This is a genomic window from Enterococcus sp. DJ147D b (genome assembly GCF_058216655.1).
The window spans coordinates 1549575-1565922 of record NZ_CM177104.1; the positions used below are offsets into that span (position 1 = coordinate 1549575).

The 16348-nt window shown below is 36.0% G+C and carries 16 protein-coding genes; 9 read left to right on the forward strand and 7 right to left on the reverse strand.

Annotation, left to right across the window (positions count from 1 at the left end; genetic code table 11):
• Positions 1 to 141: 141 nt before the first annotated feature.
• Together AC4BD1_RS07335 and AC4BD1_RS07340 are read right to left on the reverse strand one after the other, a co-directional pair.
• On the reverse strand, positions 142 to 486 hold the full coding sequence (locus tag AC4BD1_RS07335) for a metal-sulfur cluster assembly factor (RefSeq protein WP_067481306.1): 345 nt from the start codon (positions 484 to 486) through the stop codon (positions 142 to 144).
• Between the two features lie 140 nt (positions 487 to 626).
• The gene (locus AC4BD1_RS07340) at positions 627 to 1565 is read right to left on the reverse strand and encodes a YitT family protein (RefSeq protein ID WP_242589842.1); all 939 of its coding nucleotides are present in this window, start codon (positions 1563 to 1565) and stop codon (positions 627 to 629) included.
• A gap of 166 nt (positions 1566 to 1731) precedes the next feature.
• Here AC4BD1_RS07340 and AC4BD1_RS07345 point away from each other — a divergent pair, with 166 nt between their 5' ends.
• The gene (locus tag AC4BD1_RS07345; RefSeq protein WP_490466177.1) at positions 1732 to 2223 is read left to right on the forward strand and encodes a YajQ family cyclic di-GMP-binding protein; all 492 of its coding nucleotides are present in this window, start codon (positions 1732 to 1734) and stop codon (positions 2221 to 2223) included.
• Between the two features lie 135 nt (positions 2224 to 2358).
• Here the strand turns inward: AC4BD1_RS07345 and AC4BD1_RS07350 are convergent, their stop codons facing one another.
• A complete protein-coding gene (locus AC4BD1_RS07350) occupies positions 2359 to 4707 on the reverse strand; it encodes a helicase C-terminal domain-containing protein (protein ID WP_490485402.1) in 2349 nt (782 codons plus the stop codon).
• 345 nt (positions 4708 to 5052) lie between these two features.
• Between AC4BD1_RS07350 and AC4BD1_RS07355 the strand changes: the two genes are divergently transcribed.
• The 5 genes from AC4BD1_RS07355 (at position 5053) to AC4BD1_RS07375 (ending at position 10187) form a co-directional block, all read left to right on the forward strand.
• Positions 5053 to 5679 carry an MBL fold metallo-hydrolase gene (locus AC4BD1_RS07355; protein WP_206907476.1) on the forward strand — a complete coding sequence of 209 codons (627 nt, stop codon included), beginning with the start codon at positions 5053 to 5055 and terminating at the stop codon, positions 5677 to 5679.
• A gap of 23 nt (positions 5680 to 5702) precedes the next feature.
• Positions 5703 to 6407 (forward strand): histidine phosphatase family protein, encoded by a 705-nt coding sequence (locus tag AC4BD1_RS07360; RefSeq protein ID WP_490485403.1) that lies wholly within the window; start codon positions 5703 to 5705, stop codon positions 6405 to 6407.
• A gap of 166 nt (positions 6408 to 6573) precedes the next feature.
• Positions 6574 to 7407, forward strand: coding sequence for an undecaprenyl-diphosphate phosphatase (locus tag AC4BD1_RS07365; protein WP_206907483.1), 834 nt, complete (start codon positions 6574 to 6576; stop codon positions 7405 to 7407).
• A gap of 192 nt (positions 7408 to 7599) precedes the next feature.
• Positions 7600 to 9528 (forward strand): heavy metal translocating P-type ATPase, encoded by a 1929-nt coding sequence (locus AC4BD1_RS07370; RefSeq protein ID WP_490485404.1) that lies wholly within the window; start codon positions 7600 to 7602, stop codon positions 9526 to 9528.
• A gap of 203 nt (positions 9529 to 9731) precedes the next feature.
• Positions 9732 to 10187, forward strand: coding sequence for a DUF441 domain-containing protein (locus tag AC4BD1_RS07375; RefSeq protein ID WP_206907485.1), 456 nt, complete (start codon positions 9732 to 9734; stop codon positions 10185 to 10187).
• A gap of 79 nt (positions 10188 to 10266) precedes the next feature.
• Here the strand turns inward: AC4BD1_RS07375 and AC4BD1_RS07380 are convergent, their stop codons facing one another.
• On the reverse strand, positions 10267 to 10914 hold the full coding sequence (locus tag AC4BD1_RS07380) for a DUF1361 domain-containing protein (RefSeq protein ID WP_490485405.1): 648 nt from the start codon (positions 10912 to 10914) through the stop codon (positions 10267 to 10269).
• A gap of 141 nt (positions 10915 to 11055) precedes the next feature.
• On the opposite strand from AC4BD1_RS07380, the gene AC4BD1_RS07385 reads away from it, so the two are divergent.
• The 3 genes from AC4BD1_RS07385 to rpsT all read left to right on the forward strand — a co-directional run bounded on the left by AC4BD1_RS07385 (position 11056) and on the right by rpsT (position 12302).
• On the forward strand, positions 11056 to 11184 hold the full coding sequence (locus AC4BD1_RS07385) for a hypothetical protein (RefSeq protein WP_256869128.1): 129 nt from the start codon (positions 11056 to 11058) through the stop codon (positions 11182 to 11184).
• Between the two features lie 180 nt (positions 11185 to 11364).
• Positions 11365 to 11634, forward strand: coding sequence for a hypothetical protein (locus tag AC4BD1_RS07390; protein WP_206907487.1), 270 nt, complete (start codon positions 11365 to 11367; stop codon positions 11632 to 11634).
• 413 nt (positions 11635 to 12047) lie between these two features.
• On the forward strand, positions 12048 to 12302 hold the full coding sequence (rpsT, locus tag AC4BD1_RS07395; RefSeq protein WP_067481289.1) for a 30S ribosomal protein S20: 255 nt from the start codon (positions 12048 to 12050) through the stop codon (positions 12300 to 12302).
• A gap of 183 nt (positions 12303 to 12485) precedes the next feature.
• Here the strand turns inward: rpsT and holA are convergent, their stop codons facing one another.
• Genes holA through AC4BD1_RS07410 form a run of 3 tightly spaced genes read right to left on the reverse strand, consistent with a single transcriptional unit; the run spans position 12486 to position 16333 of the window.
• On the reverse strand, positions 12486 to 13529 hold the full coding sequence (gene holA, locus AC4BD1_RS07400) for a DNA polymerase III subunit delta (RefSeq protein WP_490467302.1): 1044 nt from the start codon (positions 13527 to 13529) through the stop codon (positions 12486 to 12488).
• 34 nt (positions 13530 to 13563) lie between these two features.
• A complete protein-coding gene (locus AC4BD1_RS07405) occupies positions 13564 to 15864 on the reverse strand; it encodes a DNA internalization-related competence protein ComEC/Rec2 (protein ID WP_490485406.1) in 2301 nt (766 codons plus the stop codon).
• On the reverse strand, positions 15851 to 16333 hold the full coding sequence (locus tag AC4BD1_RS07410) for a ComE operon protein 2 (RefSeq protein ID WP_206909300.1): 483 nt from the start codon (positions 16331 to 16333) through the stop codon (positions 15851 to 15853). The genes AC4BD1_RS07405 and AC4BD1_RS07410 overlap by 14 nt, the downstream gene beginning before the upstream one ends.
• Between the last annotated feature and the right edge of the window lie 15 nt (positions 16334 to 16348).

Genomic DNA, 16348 nt, shown 5'->3' on the forward strand with positions numbered 1-16348 from the left:
TCTAAATTGCACGAAAACTTTTTAACATTGGATGATTTTGATGAACATCTGACTAAAAACAGAACAAAAAAACTCCTTCACTAGCATCTGAGCTAATAAAGGAGCAACAATTTTCTGTTTTATTTAAAATGTGTAAATTCTTTATCTAATCCCCAAAGCAATTCGAGCATAACGACTCATCTTATCCGTCGTCCACGCTGGGTACCACACAAGTTTCACTTCGACTTTCTTCACTTCTTCGACTTCACGTAAAGCATCGTGAATGGAGTCTGTTAAGATATCTGCTAATGGGCAGCCCATCGTTGTTAAGGTCATTTTGATTACCGTGTCGCCATCTTCTGGATTGAATTCAATATCATAAATCAAACCTAAGTTAACGATATCGATTCCTAATTCGGGATCGATTACTGTTTCTAATGCAGAAAGAATTCGTTCTTTGATTGCTTCTGTTTCTTGTGCAGACCAGTCTTGGTTTGCTTCTGTCATAGTCGACACTCCTTCGTCCAATTTTGTTTATCATACTCTCTTTTTACTGATTTGTAAATGAGAATTATAACGTTCATTTCTCGTTTAGCGTTACGTTTTTTTATCTACCAAGAATTTATATTAAAGTTATTATTAACTGCTTATCTTTTTTTACGGTTTTGTTTATTTTTAGGTTCAGGTAAAACTCCTGTCGAGCGATAGGTTTTTTGTTCCTGTTCATTTGCAAAACGACCAAAAACAGATTGTGTTGGCAGAATGTTAATAAAGGCATCTTCATCAATTTCGTGAACGATTTGATCTAAATCGTACAACTCATAACGCGTGATCACCATCATGATCATTTTGCCTTCTTTTTTTGAATAGCCACCAACTGAAGGTAATAAAGTAAGTCCACGCACCATATTTTTCATTATTTCTTCGGTTACTTGGTCTGGTTTGACCGTCACGATCATTGCTGTTACTTTCTGGTGACTTGTATGGATCGCGTCGACTACCTGCGTCAAAGCGTAAATCGAAATAATTGTATATAATGCACTTTCCCAGTTGAAAAAGAAACCAGCAATTACAACAATGATACCATTTAAGATAAACATGTAATTACCAACAGTCTTCCCAGTTGTCTGCGATAAAACTAACGAAATGATATCCATACCGCCAGTTGTAAAGCCCATTTTAAGAGACAAACCTGCACCGATTCCTAGCAAAACACCACCAACTAAAGCATTCATCAAAATATTATCTGTTACGTGTCCTACTGGCATAATCGTTGTCATCAACGATACGCCTAGAACATTGATAAAACTTAAAATCGTCGATCCTTTACCAACTTTTAAAAAACCTAAGATAAAGACAGGGATATTTAATATAAAGATAAAGATTCCGGTATCAGCTTGGATATGGAACCACTCATACAACAAAGAAGCAATGATTTGCGCAATCCCGTTCATTCCCGCAGAAAAAACATTTGCTGGGATCAAAAAATAATTCAAAGCAACAGCTGCTGTTACCCCGGTTATCAAAATCACCACTAATTTCTTCAGCATTTCATTTTTTTGATAGACAGTCATCACTTTGCTCATGAGCACCTCTCCTCTACACCTTATTTCAAATGTAAGAATAACAGTTTCTTAATTAAAATAAAACACCTGTTAGATAAATGAGAAGAATTTTAACAAACGCTACTTTATAAATGAGGCACTATGCTACAATAAAAGAAACTGACTGTGAAAATAAGGAGGAGTATCCATGGCAAAAGATGCAAGTTTCGATATCGTTTCAGAGGTAAATATGGAAGAAGTAAAAAATGCAATTCAACAAACAACAAAAGAATTAACCAATCGTTTCGATTTCAAAGGGTCTACAGTTGAAATCAAATTAGAGCAAAATCGTTTAGTCGTTTTAGGTGATGATGATTTTAAATTAGAGCAAATCAAAGATGTTTTGCTAGGTAAATTGATTAAGCGAGGTGTTCCTATTAAAAACATTCATTTTTCTGACTCTGAACACGCACTGGGTGGAAAGACTAAACAAAATGCTGACTTAGTTAGTGGAATAGATCGAGAAAATGCGAAAAAAATCACAACAGCAATCAAGAATGCCAAGTTAAAAGTGAAGGCACAAATTCAAGAAGATCAAATTCGGGTAACGGGTAAAAGCCGTGATGATTTACAAGAAGTGATTTCTTTGTTAAGAAAACTTGATTTGCCGATTGAATTGCAATTTACTAATTACCGTTAAAAGTTATGATGTAAAATGATTAACTTCAAGTAATAAAGCGTTTTTTCTAAAAATAGCTTCTCCTATTTTATCTAAAGGAAACTTATTACTAAAGAAGGAGCCGACATTATCGATTGTCGACTCCTTTTTTGGTGTTTATTTTGTCGTTTGTTGCCAAAATTTATTTACCGTTTCATCAAGCCCACTTAATGTTTGGACCTTTGCAGCATTTTGCCAATGTCTAGGAAACAGTTGACTATAAGTTGGACTAGCAAAGCGGCGATCTGCTAATACGATAATTCCTTGATCGGTCATATCTCGAATCACTCGACCGGCAGCTTGCAATACTTTATTCATTCCCGGCAATTGATACGCGTAAGCAAATCCAAGTTGCTCCTTTTCATCATAGTATTCTTTAATCAATTCTTGCTCGTGATTCATTTGAGGTAACCCAACACCAACGATCATACTGCCAATCAAACGAGTTCCCTTTAAATCAATACCCTCTGAGAAAATACCACCCAATACGCAAAATGCGATCAATGTTTCTTGTGGATTTTCCTGAAAGTTCAATAAAAATGTTTCGCGCTCATTCTCATCCATTTTTGTTTCTTGAATCAATACTTTCACTTCAGGATACTGTTTTTTAAAGACCGTCACCACTTGATCCAGATAGCTATAAGAAGGAAAGAAAACAAAATAATTTCCTGTTTTTGCTTGTGTGAAATGCGCAATCGTTTCAACCAATGCCGGTAAGCTTGCTTCTCGTTTTCGATAAGTGGTTTCAAGATAACTTGCAACAATCACTTGCTGATTTTCCTCAGGAAATGGACTTGGTAAACGATACGCCAAACTATCTTTTCCACCTAATGTTTCTTGATAGTAAGATAATGGAGAAAAACTAGCAGAAAACAATACACTGCTCCGTCCTTTTGCTAGCGACTGTTCAAGAAAATAACTTGGATCGATGCAAAATTCCTTCACTACCAAATCGTACAAGTTCTTCTCAACTGTTGTTTCATAGTGATCATCGTAAAATTCACTGATTTTCAAAAAATGCAACACCTCAAAGTAATAAGATAATAACTGTTCTTGCACGGGATGCTCTGGATATTCAGCTAGCCATTCTTTGATGTATTCACTGACTTGGTACAGTGATTTGGTCAATGAGTCTGCAGAAGCTTTTTGATGGTGATAAGTTTTAGTCTCTAGCGCTTGCTCAATTTGTTTAAATTCCTTTTCTACCTTTGTCAATCTCCGCCGTAATTTAGCGTATTCTTTGGGAATAGCTTCTTTGACTTTCTTCGTTTTACTATAAGAGATCTCTGCTGAATACATCTCTCTTGAGCGCCCCACCAGATTATGTGCTTCGTCAATCAGAAAAAGATTTTCTTCATTTTTTTCTTCTTCAAAAAATCGTCGCAAATAAACAGTCGGATCAAACAAATAATTGTAATCACCAATAATCACATCACACCAAAGACTTGCATCTAAAGATAATTCAAACGGGCACAACATATGTTTTTTTGCATATTTTTCAATCACTTCTCTGGTCAGTTGATTTTCGTGATTCAATAGATCCCATAAACCTTCATTGATTCGATTATAATAACCATTGGCATAAGGACACTGATCCGGGTTGCAAGTCGTTTCTGTCAAAAAACAAATTTTATCTTTTGCAGTAATCGTGACACTTTTTGCTTGCGCCCCAACATCTTTCAATGCAACTAGAGCATCTTCGGCGACTTGTCGTGTGATTGTTTTGGCTGTCAAATAAAAAAGTCGTTCTCCTTCACCTTCGCCAATTGCTTTTAACGTTGGGAACAACGTGGAAATCGTTTTCCCCGTCCCTGTAGGCGCTTCGACAAAAAGTTTTTGCTTTGTCCGAATCGTTTTATAGGCCGCAACAGCAAGTTCACGTTGACCTTTGCGATACTGTTCGTAAGGGAATTTCAATGCCATCAACGACGCATTCCGAACAGTCCGCCAATTTTCAGAAAAAATCAGCCATTCTTGATAATCCTCAACTAATTTTGTAAAAAAAGTATCTAACTCATCAATCGTTTGGTGCTCGATTTTTCGAGTAATAATTTCTTCCGTTGTTTGGAAATAAGTCAATTGTAAATTGATTTCTGGCAAGTCATGCTCCTGACTATAGATATAAGCATACACTCGTACTTGATGAAAGAACAATTCAATTTGCTCTGGTTCTAAATCTTCAAAGCGTGGTTCAGAAGTCTTGATTTCATCGATATAGTAAATGCCCTCTTTTTGAAAGATCCCATCTGCTCTGCCTTCAATCGTTAATTGGTAACCGTCTAAATCTACCGTTTTTTTAAGAAACACTTCTTTTTCATAGGTTTCTCCGCCTTGCTTTTGCAACTTCCGGTGAATTTTTGCGCCTTCTAATGCGGTATGGTTACTCTTTTTGCGATTATCAATGCTTCCTCTTTTTAAAATGAATTCAACAAGATTTCGCACAGAGATTTTTGATTGTTTCACCACATCCGCCTCCTTCTTTCGTCTATAAGATTACCTGAAAAAAACTCATTCGCAAAGGATGAAACACAATAAACGAACTTTTTCTTTTTTGGGCAAAAAAATACCCTGCTGGATGGGCAGGGATATAGGATATAGAATTTGGATTTTTGGATGAGATAAATATAACAAGGTCAAATTAAAATGTGATGAAAACTCCCTATCCTTCCGTTTAAAATATGTAAATACTTTTCATATAGTCTGATAATTCAGATAAGTGGGCTTTTTTGTTCGATGAGGATGAATACGTTATAATATAGTAAGGATTAATAAGTCATTCGACTTGTTTGAAAACATATTGGAGGAATTCTTATGCACATTGAACGTCTAAAAACTGGGCCAATTGAGGAAAATTGTTACTTAGTCTACAACGATGAAGCGCTACTAATTATTGACCCAGGAGAAGACGCTGATTTGATTCGTCAACAAATCACTAAAACAACACAGCAACCTGTAGCTATTCTGTTGACGCACACACATTATGATCATATCGGCGCCGTTGAAGAACTACGTCATTTTTATGACATTCCTGTTTATGTCAGCCCACTTGAACAATCTTGGTTAGGTGATCCTATGCTTAACCTTTCAGGACTTGGTCGTCACGATGATATCAATAATATTATTGTCGCCCCTGCTGACTATGAATTCGAAATGAAAGAATATACACTCGGAGACATTCATTTCCAGGTCGTTCCTACTCCTGGACATTCAATTGGGAGTGTCAGTTTTATTTTTGATGATTTCGTCGTTTCTGGTGATGCATTATTCCGCGGAAGTATCGGAAGAACAGACTTGTACACTGGCAATCTAGAACAATTGTTGCACAGCATCAAAACACAGCTATTTGTTTTACCAAATGAATTCGCTGTCTATCCAGGACATGGTGACGCGACTACAATCGAATATGAAAAACAAACAAATCCATTTTTCAATGCATAATTTATTTTAGGAGGAATGTTCAAATGACTGAAACAACTCTTTATATTGTCAGACATGGGAAAACAATGTTTAATACGATTGAGCGTGTTCAAGGCTGGTGTGATACCCCACTTACTCGTGAAGGAAAAGAAGGCATTCGCCATCTAGGACTCGGATTACGAGAAATAGAATTTGCTTTTGCTCATTCAAGTGATAGTGGTCGCGCAATTGAAACTGCTCGTACTATTTTAGGGGAACATTTAAAAGGAAAAGAAATCCCATATTCAATCGATCCACGAATTCGTGAATGGTGTTTTGGATCACTTGAAGGTGGTTACGACAAAGAAATGTGGGGGGTCATCCCTCGTGTATTAAATTTTAAGACACCGGATGAAATGTTTACAACTGACGTAACCTTCGAACAAATTGCAAATGCTGTGTACGATCTAGATACTGCTGGATGGGCTGAGACTTACCAAACATTGAGAGAACGTGTATGGAATGGTTTTGAAGATATCGCACATCATTGCGAGAAACATGGTGGCGGAAATGTTCTAGTCGTTTCACACGGTTTAACGATCGCTTTCTTACTGAACTTGATCGATGAAAAACAACCTGTACGTGCGGGTTTAAAAAATGGTAGCGTGACAAAAGTTTCTTATCAAGATGGAAAATTTGCGATTTTAGGAATTAATGATGTCAGCTATATTGAAAAAGGAAAAGCACTTACTCGTGATTCTTTCCTATAATAAAAAATAAATTAAAAACAACTGCGTGAACATTCTTCACACAGTTGTTTTTTTGTGTGCTGAAAAGAACTTTAGAAATTTTTTCTTAATATTTCAAAACAGTTTGGTTTTCAAAAAAAAGAACGGTATACTATAACATGTATTTTGTTTGGAAAGGAAGGAATTTATGTTTTTTGCAAATGTTATTAAAGCAGTTATCTTGGGAATCATCGAAGGTATTACCGAGTGGTTACCTATTAGTAGTACTGGCCATTTGATTTTAGCTGATGAGTTCATCAAACTTGATGCTAGCACACAATTCATGTCCATGTTCAATGTGGTCATCCAATTAGGGGCCATCTTAGCCGTCGTTGTTCTTTATTTTCATAAGCTAAATCCATTTTCACCTAGTAAAACAGCAATTGAGAAAAAAGATACTTGGTCATTATGGTTCAAAGTGGTGGTTGCTTGTTTACCAGCTGTAATCATTGGGTTACCACTTGATGATTGGTTGGAGGAACATTTCCATAACTTTTTATCCGTTGCTATTGTTTTGATTATTTATGGGATCGCATTTATCATTGTTGAAAAAAGAAACAAAACAAGAAAACCTCGTTGGGAATCTTTAAACGATTTTACGTATCAAGCAGCTTTGATGGTCGGTCTATTCCAAGTATTAGCACTTGTTCCCGGCACTTCTCGTTCTGGTGCAACTATTTTAGGTGCAATCATCATTGGCGCTTCACGTTTTGTTGCAACTGAATTTTCATTCTTCTTAGGCATTCCAGTTATGTTTGGAGCTAGCGGATTGAAAATCGTGAAGTATTTGATGGAAGGCAATACTTTCGGGACTGAGGAAACCGTCGTTTTACTGGTGGGTACACTTGTTTCATTTATTGTTTCTATTTTAGCCATCAAGTTCTTATTAAGTTACTTGAAGAAGAATGACTTTACTGCTTTTGGTTGGTACCGAATCATTCTAGGAATTATTTTAATCGGTTATTGGTTTATTAATATGTAGAACATAAAAAGAAGCTGGGATCAATAGATTCTCGCTTCTTTTTTTATTTGTTTTATTGATAATAATTACTATCTGCAAAATAAATAAAATCATATAAAACAACTGATAACCATTATCGTTCTCAATTAGCATATTTTATTATCAATTAGGTTTTGACTATGCTATAGTAATTTTGAGAAGGAGGAATGCCCAATGGCACTTTTAAAAAGAAAAGCATTTATTTCTACGATTTTTTGTTTTATATTTATGAGCTTAGGCTTTATTTTTACTAAACTTGCCCTCCCCTTTGCCCCTTTCTTGTATCTTTTGGCAATTGGAATTGGTGGCTTTAAACAAACAAAGGAAGGCTTGACTGAATTATTTTCCGACCATACATTAAATGTCGATTTGCTCATGGCCCTCGCTGCTATCGGTGCATGTCTGATTGGAAATTATTTTGAAGGTGCCATGCTGACATTTATTTTTTGTTTAAGTGGTGCGCTAGAAGAATATACGACAAATAAAAGTCAAAAAGAAATCACTGCGTTGATGAACTTGCAACCACAACGAGCTTTACAGCTTTTCGAGACTGGTGAAACGAAAGAAGTCGATGTAACTCAATTAACAATCAATGATAAAGTCTTTGTTCCTAAGGGTGCGGCGATTCCGATCGATGGTCAATTGATGAGTGCAGCAGCGACAATTGACGAAGCAGCGATTAGTGGTGAATCTGTACCAGTGGAAAAACAGCAACATGATCCCGTCTTCGCAGGAACGTTAAATCAAGGAAATCCCTTCACGATGACAGTAACAAAACTTAGCTCTGATACAGTTTTTGCTAAAATTATCCAACTTGTTGAGGAAGCACAAAATACGCCAACGAAAACAGCTTCCTTTATCGAACGAATCGAAAATACGTATGTCAAATTCGTGCTACTTAGCGTTCCGCTGATGATTCTTCTCCCTCACTTTTTGGTTGGATGGACTTGGGAAGAAAGCTTTTACCGTGGAATGGTCTTGCTCGTTGTCGCTTCACCTTGCGCCCTCGTTGCGTCCGCGACACCAGCAACTTTGGCTGCTTTATCCAATGCCGCTAAAAATGGGATTTTGATCAAAGGTGGCATTCATTTAGAACAGCTGGCTGAATTAAAAGCAATCGCTTTTGATAAAACTGGAACACTAACTCGTGGAAAACCAATCGTAACTGATTCCTTCTTCTTAACAGATGATCCAATCAGTAAAAATGTTTTGGTTGCTATGGAAAGCCAAACGACACATCCATTAGCTGAAGCAATCATCAATCATTATGAGCTTCAATTAACAAAGGAGCTTCAGCAGTTGACGGTTGAAGAAATCACTGGCTTTGGCCTCACTACGAATTACCAAGGGAAACGATGGCATGTCGGAAAACACGCTTACTCACTAGCTGAGATCAAAAAGGATGAAAAGCTAGCAACTCTTGTTGAAGAACTAGAAACACAAGGAAAAACCGTTATTTTCTTTTCAAGAGAGAATGAACTATTAGCGATTCTCGGTTTATTAGACGTCCCTAAGACAAATGCAGCAGGTGCAGTCCACTATTTCAATGAATCTGGCATCCATACTAGTATGATTACTGGTGATAATCTTGGTACTGCTAAAGCAATAGCTACCCAAGTTGGTCTTTCTGCTTTTCACGCCGGCTGTACGCCTGAAGAAAAAACAGCAATTATCAAGCAAGAACAAACACAATATCAAACGAACGCTATGGTTGGTGATGGTGTGAATGATGCACCAGCTTTAGCCACTGCTACTCTTGGTGTAGCTATGGGAAAAGGAACTGATATTGCAATTGATGTGGCCGATCTCGTTTTAATGAATAGTGACTTAGACAAATTAGTTTACAGTCATCGTCTTTCTTTAAAGTTAAAGCGAATCATCAAACAAAATATTGTCTTTTCCATTGGTGTCATCATTTTGTTGATTCTTTCAAACTTTCTTCAATTCCTAAACTTGCCCTTCGGTGTTATTGGTCATGAAGGTAGTACTATTTTAGTGATTCTTAATGGATTACGAATGTTGCAGCCACTTGCTCCTTTGAAAAGCGACAATTCTGATCGATGTACGTCTTGTCCGTTGTATCAAGCTGCGATTACTCATTAAAAATGAAATGGTTGTGAAGTACAGTTTGTCTTTATGAAATAGAAATTACTTTCTGATTTCTTAAAGCACAAACAAGTATTCACAGCCTTTTTTTGTAAATCGACTGCCTTATTGACAATCTTCTCATTGCTTCAAGATTTATCGACTTTTGTTTGGATAATTGAAATGGTATGATTAACTTCTAGATAAAGGAGGTCTCTTAAATGGAAAGCTGGTTATTTCTTGGTCTTATTTTATTGATTGCATTTATTGCAAAAAACCAAAGCTTACTAATTGCCACAGGTTTTGTACTATTGCTTAAATTAATCCCCATCTCCAAAAATATCTATCCTTGGCTTCAAGGAAAAGGGATCAATATCGGGGTCACGATCATCACTGCAACGATTTTGATTCCAATTGCCACCGGTGAAATTGGTTTAAAAGATTTATTAGAAGCCTTTAAATCACCGATGGGCTGGGTTGCTATTTTTTGTGGTGGTTTAGTTGCAGTCCTTTCCTCAAAAGGAGTTGGGTTGATTGCTTCCGATCCTCAGATTACCGTAGCTTTAGTGTTTGGTACAATTCTTGGTGTTGTTTTCTTAAAAGGAATCGCTGCTGGTCCAGTTATTGCATCTGGCATCGCTTATTGTATCTTGCAACTTATTTCAATCGGAAAGTAAAAAAAGCTTACCTTTGGTGTACTCGAAATCAGCCGTATTTTCGGCGATTCAGTCACACTAAGGTAAGCTTTTTTTCTATTTAGTTGATCCCTTCTGTTTCAATGACAACTTTTTTTATAAACCAAAACATAAAAAATAGCCAAAGATGAAAAATAGTAAATAACAAAATAATCAACAGTTTTTCAAAATTCCATTCAACAAAGGCAATTTGAATGACACGTAGAGGCTCTTTGAACAAATAAATCGAATGAATTCTTGGTGGAAATCTTCCTACATACACACCTAGCGAAGATAAAAACGAAAAAATCATCAAAGAACCATTTTTCAGCATTCTTGTTTGCCCGAACAACGGGAACGTGGCAATTATTTTTTCAGCTAAAACAAATCCTAATAAGACGTACGTAAAAACCAATAATGCTAAAATAATGAATAATGTCCAGTGTCTGACATCTGGTATCCCTGCTAACTTAGCCGGCGCATAAATGTGTAGCCTTTTTACGTGAACGAAATCTGTTAATAAGTACGGAATATTTGGAAAAAAAAGTAACCAAATCGGCATTAATAGATAGCTACTCCTTTTGGTCTTATTTCGTAATATCTGGTAGGATAGTTCTATAGGAAGATAGGCCAGAAACGTGTTGACTGGTAAAAAAACCAATGGTGTATCTGGAATGAATGTGACAATCATGGCAATCGCTGTCAACAAACGAACAACCCAAATAAACATCGAACCACTCCTTTTCTTTCATATTGTAACGAATAATTTCGCGTAATGCACTCTACTTTTCGATAAGAACATTGATATTTTGCTGTTTCTTAATAAATGATTGTGTAAGATCCATGGTATACTGATAGGGAGGTGAATACAATGTTAGAAAAAATAAAATATTTCTTTGGGACTATTGGCTGGTTTGTCTTGGCTATTCTATTGATTTTAGGCTTAGCATATGTTCTCTTTCCTGACTTGATCCAAAATGTTTTTCAATTTAAATTTTAAATCATCACGAGTGCTTTTTATCAATCTTTTGGTCGTTCAAGAGTTGCTATCCAGGTCGAAAGACTTCTGGAGGCAACTCTTTTCTTTTTTGGCTCAAACACACTTTTTTTGCTATACTAGGTGTTAAGAACATCAGCAAATGATGTCAGATTGCAACAATAATCAGAAAGGAAGACGCTCATGGAAACCTTTGAAGGTCTTTTAATAGATACTTATGTACTACAAGAACAACCAATGATGCTAACTGGCATCAATCTTCAGCTTGAAGACCGCGTAATTAACGGCTTGTTAAAAGACCGTTATTTAGCTAAATATATTTTACGCCTACCATTGAACAAATATATTCTAGAAGTTTCAGGAAAATGGAATCGCAGAAATCAATTAGTCATCAAAAAAATGATGATCAAAAATATTGATGAATATATCAAAATCGTTGGCACACCTGAGTAACTGTTTTCATGATATTTTCAAAGTTATAAAATAACTATTTTTTTCAATCAGAATCGTTTATTAAATCAAGAATGTAATCCCTTTTCAAAAAACACTTTGCAAACGGTAGCACTTGTTATATAATATCCATGTACCAAACATTCCCATTCAAATTTTGTTTTAAAATATAGATCTAATCTAGTTTGGTTAACGCTATTGTCTCCCACAATAGCGTTTTTTTGTTCTCACATTCTTTTCACTCACTATCTAGTCAGTCATTTGCTGATATTCAATTAAAAAATTTTGCTCTTTTGCTGTTAAGGAAAAAAACTTGTCATGTTCATATTGCAAAGCTAGCTTCCTTTAGGTATAATAATGAATGTTGAATTATGCGGTAACTCGCGTAAGAACTTATTTTATCGGAGGTGAAACTAATGCCAAACATTGAATCTGCAATTAAACGCGTTCGCACAAGCGAAAACGCTAATGTAAAGAATTCATCTCAAACAAGCGCTATGCGTACTGCTGTCAAGAAATTCGAAGACGCTGTTGCTTCAGGTGCTGAAAACGTAGATGCGTTATATAAAGAAGCTGTTAAAGCAATCGATATGGCTGAGTCAAAAGGTCTAATCCACAAAAACAAAGCTAACCGCGACAAATCTCGTTTAAGCAAAAAAATCGCTAAATAGTAAAAGAATCGGCTGAGGCCGATTTTTTTATTTGCTGATTTGACAAACAAGGGAGGGACAAAACAAACATGTTTTGTCCCTCCCTTGTTTCTTTGCCTCGTTTACTTGTTGAAGAGGACAAATAACGTAGCTTTCACGCACTTTTTGCTCCACAAACCTTCTTATGTTGAACCAAGCTTCTGTCTACTGCCTAACTAATTGTCCAGCTTGCAAAACAAATAGTTGGAAACTTAATTCTTTATCGATCTGCCCCGTTTTGATCTGATAATCTAATTCCACCAATTGATCAAATAATCGTACCAACAATCCTTCGTCAAAACGACGAACTTCTTGCATCGCTAGTTTGACTCGATACGGGTGAACCTTTAACGTTTCTGCAATATTTGCTTGCTGATAGCCGATTTTGATCAAGAATTTTGTTTGTAATAATAAGCGTAATTGCGCCAACAAAATAGCATTGATTTTGATTGTTTCCTCACCTTGTAAGACCAGATCTTCATACAATCGTAATGCTTGTTCTGTATTTCCAGTCAGCACGTATTGTGTCATATCGAAAAGATTATGCTCCAGTGTTTTAGGCACAAGCTGTTCCACTTCTTTGGACGTGATTTTCTTTTGATCTTGTGCAAAAAGCATTAATTTTTGTAATTCTCGCATCAACTTCGATAAATCCAAATCCGTTAATCGTAAAAACAAATCAATCGCGTAACGATCCATCGCGATTTCTGAATTATTTAACGTGTTTGTCAAATATTGACGAACTTCTTTTTCATTCAGTTGCTTCACATCAATGATGATTGCAGTCTTTTTCAGCTGCTTTGTTACTTTTTTTCGTTCATCTAGCTTTTCGTATGGTGCAAAGAAAACCAACACAGTTGATTCTAATGGTGCCTTTAAATAATCGACTAATAAATCTGTATTTTGCTCAATCCCATTATTCACTTTCTCACCAGTTAAAAAATAAGGATTTTCTACGAATACTAATCGTTGTTCTCCAAAAAATGGTAGAGTTTCCGCCTCTGCGACTACTTCATCCAAACTAGTATTTTCCATATCAAAACTCAAAAAGTTTAAATCATCTTTACTGTCAACTTGTATTTTTTTTAAAATTTCTTCTCGCACTTGATCTTGTAAAAATTTTTCCGTTCCTAAAACTAGGTAACAAGGTTGTAATTTTTCTTTGCGAATTTTTTGTAAGTCTGCCTGCACGCTCAAATTATTCACCACTTTCAAAACTTATCCTACCATTTCAAGAATTGAATTACCAGCTTTCCATCGTTTGTATTTTCTCTGTTTCATCGAATGGTTTCCAAAGAAAACGAACCATTCCTTCTTCATCTGTTCTATGGTAGGCAATATGCTGTTTCGTTAAATTTGTTAGCACTTCTTGGTGTGGATGTCCATATAAATTGTTTGCTCCACAAGAAATGATGGCTAATTTTGCTTGAAGTTGTGTCATCAATAAAGGGCTAGTTGAAGTTTTGCTACCATGGTGTCCTAATTTAACAACATCTGCTTTTAATAAAGGATATCGCTTCCCCACTTTTTCCTCTGTCGTCTGATTTAAATCCCCTAAAAATAAAAATTTCCGACGATTGATTTCTGCTAAAAGAACAACAGAGTCCTCATTTTTTCCCTTTCCTTGCTTCAAAGGTGCTAATACATGCAGTTCAAAATAACTAGTGATTTCTTGCCCCGCACTGATTTCTTGAACAGTGATTCCTTGCTTCTTCAGTCGATTCAGCTGATTTTTGACTTCTTTCGTCTCCCCAGCTCCTTTACCAATAAAAATAGTTTCAATGGTAAAATGTTTTGCTAAATTAGCCAGTTCGCCTACATGATCCGTATCATCATGAGTCAAAATCAATTGATGAATGGTTCTGATTCCTTGGCCTTTTAAGAACGGCACGAGATTATAATCAGAATAAGCTTGCTTTGGACGCTCTTGCCACTTTTCTTTCTTAAAAGATAACTTCCCTCCTGTATCAATCAAAACATTTTCTCGTCCATTAGGTGCCTTTAAAAGGATACTGTCTCCCTGACCAACATCAATAAAAGTTACTGAGGTTGTCAAATCAAATTTCGTCCCATGATACAAAGCAAACGGGACAAAAAATGAAAGGATCATTCGCTTAAACAAATCATATTTTCGAAAGGAAATGGTGTGAAGAAATAAAAGATAGCCAATAGCTAACCACAAAAAAACAATAGCCGGGCGTCCAATGATCAAATTTCCAAAGGTCAGTTGCTTCGTCAATTGCTCCAAATAACCTAGCCCATCATCTAAAACAAATAAAAAACTGCTTGGTAGATAATTATGTAAAACGAAAATACCAACCACAAGTGGTAATAATAGATATTCAAATAACGGTAAAAAGAGTAGTGTCAGAAACATCCCAAAAATTGGCCATTGAAAAAAATGCCAACTGGTTAATGGCATCGTGACTATGCTAAAAATAGTCAACTTCATCAAATACTGGAAGATGCCTTGCTTTCTTTCATATAACGGCAAAATAATAAACAAAAAACTGAACCAAAGACTTAATTGACCTCCAATTTGATAAAGTGTCAAAGGTTCAAGCAACAACAATAGCCACATAACAACTGCGAAACTATCCATTGCAGACAATTGTACCCTAAAACACTTTCCTACTAAACGAAGTAAAAATAAGAAACTCGCACGTAAAATTGATACTGAGCCTCCAGCTAGTACAACATAACATAGTGTGACAACAAACATGAAACAAGTATTTTTTTGAACGGTCCCTCCCAGTCGTCTAAAAACATAATACATCCAGCCTAAATAGACTTGGATATGTAGTCCTGATAAACTAAATAAATGAAGCAAGCCCGTATCTTGGTATGCTTCTTGGGAGTCACTAAAAATCGCATCTTTGTAACCAAATAGTAAAGCATTGATATATACCCCTAATTTCTCTGGAAAATGCTTTTTGACATACAGAATTCCCGTCGCTCTTTTTCGTTGTAAAAAATTATGCCAAGTATGATGTATTATGATTCTCTTTATTTTTTGAATCGTAAATTTTCCCATTATTCGTTGGCTCTTAAAATAAGCAGTTTGATCAAAATTATAAAGATTTCGTGCTCGTTCAGGTTCTTTGAATTCACCGTTTACCCATAAAATAAAAGCTTTGCCTCTAAGGTTTTGAATCTTGATCAGTTCCTCTTCAGACTGGGCTCGATAATTCAACTGAATTTTTTGCTGTTTTTCATCCATTAAAGTTCCAATAAATGTAATCAAATCACCCGATTCACGCATTGTATCAGTATTGATCATAAAGCTACTGGAGGTGGACTCTCTTGATTGAATCGTTGGTTTTTCTAAAAACAAACAGGAAGAAAAAACCAGAGCGCCACAAACTAAACTTAAAAACAAAATCGAACGATCTTCTTTTAGACAAATCCAGAAAAAAAGGCTGACAAAAATCAAACGATATTGCCAGCTTTCTGTATAGTAACTTAAACTAATCAAGCCAGAAATCACCGCAGGAAAAATCAAGCGATTTTGGACAAGACAAAATTTTAAACTAAACGCGTTCACCTGATAGCTCTTTTTGTAATTTAGAGAAATAGGCCGAATCTAGTGATACTTGGTGGATCGATGCACCCATTTGATCAATCAATGAAAGTGCATAAGCATCATTTCGGTAATCATGTAGATAATTGATTTTAGTAATACCAGCTTGTAACAATGCTTTCGTACAAGCCAAACATGGGAAATGGGTAACATAAATCTCTGAACCTTCAGTGGGGATTCCTAGTTTTGCACATTGAAGTAAAGCATTCATTTCTGCGTGAATCGTTCGCAGACAATGTCCATCAACAATGTAACAGCCTTCATCAATACAGTGAACATCGCCGCTTACAGCACCATTATATCCACCAGCAATGATGCGTTTTTCTCTAACCAAAGTCGCTCCGACTTCTAATCGCGTACACGTACTGCGCAAAGATAATAATACAGATTGGGCCATAAAATATTGGTCCCAAGGAATTCGATCATTGCTCATTTTCTTCACCTCTGT